This window comes from Sinomonas sp. G460-2, from assembly GCF_047759905.1.
GTDB lineage: Bacteria > Actinomycetota > Actinomycetes > Actinomycetales > Micrococcaceae > Sinomonas.
The window spans coordinates 1-1,536 of sequence record NZ_JBKZWT010000518.1; the positions used below are offsets into that span (position 1 = coordinate 1).

Below are 1,536 nucleotides of genomic sequence, written 5' to 3' on the forward strand. Positions count from 1 at the left end.
GTCTCGGCGCGGTGCCGACCGTGTGCCAGGGCCTCGTCCCGGGGCTGCTCAGCGTGTGGGCGGCGCGCCTGCCGAAGGTCGAGGTGAGCCTGTTCGAGGGCGACGACGACGAGATCCCCGAGTGGCTCGAGATGGGCATCGTCGACGCCGCGATCCTCGTGGACCCGCATCCCGACCCGGCGGGCTCGGTTCTGGTCGGTGAGGACGAATACTGTGCGATCGTGCGCCGGGACCACCCGCTCGCGGGGGAGAAGGCGATCCCACTCAGGGAGCTCCACGAGGACGGCCTCCTCGTGAGCACGGGCGGCTGCGAGAACGAGGTCCGGCGGATCCACGCGAAAGCTGGTCTGCCCTTTGACATGCGCCAGCGCGTCCGCGAGCTCGCGACCCTCGTGACCATGGTCCACGAGGGCCTCGGCGTAGCGATCATGCCGCGACTCGGCGAGGTCATGCTCCCGAAGAGCCTGCTCATGGTTCCGCTCGAGCCGACGCTCGGCCGGCGGCTCGTGCTGAGCGGTCCCACGAACCGGGCGTGGAGCCCGCTTGCGGAGGCGCTCGTCGGGGCGCTGCGCGCGGGCTGAGGGTCCTTAGAGCCGCACGGCCTCGAGGTCGAAGATGACGCGCCCGGCCTTGAGGGCCTTGTTCTCGAAGCTCGTGAGCACGCGGCCCTCGAACCGCGGGGCCCACCCGCCGGCGTCGTCCGCCTGTCCCGTCGGTTCGCAGTCCACTCCGGAGGCCCACGCCGCCGTGAGCGGGCTCGCCGCCCCCGCGCGCTCGCCGTCGTGCGCGTTGCGGAAGTCCGGCGACGCGGCGACGACGTCGCGCATCTGCTGTGCATAGCCGGACCGGTCCGTCGCGAGCCGCCACAGGCCGCCCGGGGCGAGCACGCGTGCCGCGAGCTCCGCGAAAGAGTCCTTCACGAGCCGGCGCTTGTGGTGCTTCGTCTTGTGCCACGGATCGGGGAAGAAGACCCACAGCTCGGCCACGGACCCCGCGGCGAGCATCGTGCCGAGGACCTCGGGGGCGTTCGCCTGGACCACGCGGACGTTCGTGAGGCCGCGCTGCCCGATGCGCAGGAGCGTGTTCGCGAGGCCCGGGCGGTAGACCTCGACGGCGAGGAAGTTCCGCTCGGGGTTCGCCTCCGCGGCTGCGACGATCGCCTCGCCGAGTCCCGAACCGATCTCGACGACGAGCGGGGCCTCGCGGCCGAACTCCGCCGCCGCGTCGAACACGTAGTCCGGGTGCACCGAGGTGTCGGCGACATGCCGCGGAACGTCGACGAGGAACGCGCTCGAGTGCTCCTCCCACGCCTGCTGGCGCCGCCCCTGGAGCCGCGTGCCGCGCCGTACGAAGCTCACGGGCTGGTGGCGGTACGTCCCGAACGAGGCCTGGCTTCCGGGCGTGATCGGGTTGCCGCTGCCGGTGCCGGGCTCAGGCTCAGGCTCAGCCGCGGGTTCGGCGGGGGATTCGGGGTGCTCGCTCATCGCCCTCAAGCGTAGTTCAGGGGTCACCTCCCGTGGGTGTCGGCTCGTCCAG

General features: G+C 72.3%; 2 protein-coding genes. One reads left to right on the forward strand and one right to left on the reverse strand.

The features are described from left to right. A partial coding sequence (locus tag ACLN58_RS22055; protein ID WP_415857348.1) for a LysR family transcriptional regulator substrate-binding protein occupies nt 1-581 on the forward strand: 581 nt, incomplete at its 5' end. Nucleotides 582-587: 6 nt separating this feature from the next. Here the strand turns inward: ACLN58_RS22055 and trmB are convergent. Then, the gene (gene trmB / locus ACLN58_RS22060; protein ID WP_415857349.1) at nt 588-1,484 is read right to left on the reverse strand and encodes a tRNA (guanosine(46)-N7)-methyltransferase TrmB; all 897 of its coding nucleotides are present in this window, start codon (nt 1,482-1,484) and stop codon (nt 588-590) included. Between the last annotated feature and the right edge of the window lie 52 nt (nt 1,485-1,536).

Coding starts and splice junctions, on each gene's coding strand:
- trmB (WP_415857349.1), bottom strand. CDS start 1,484: ATGAGCGAGCACCCCGAATCCCCCGCCGAACCCGCGGCTGAGCCTGAG.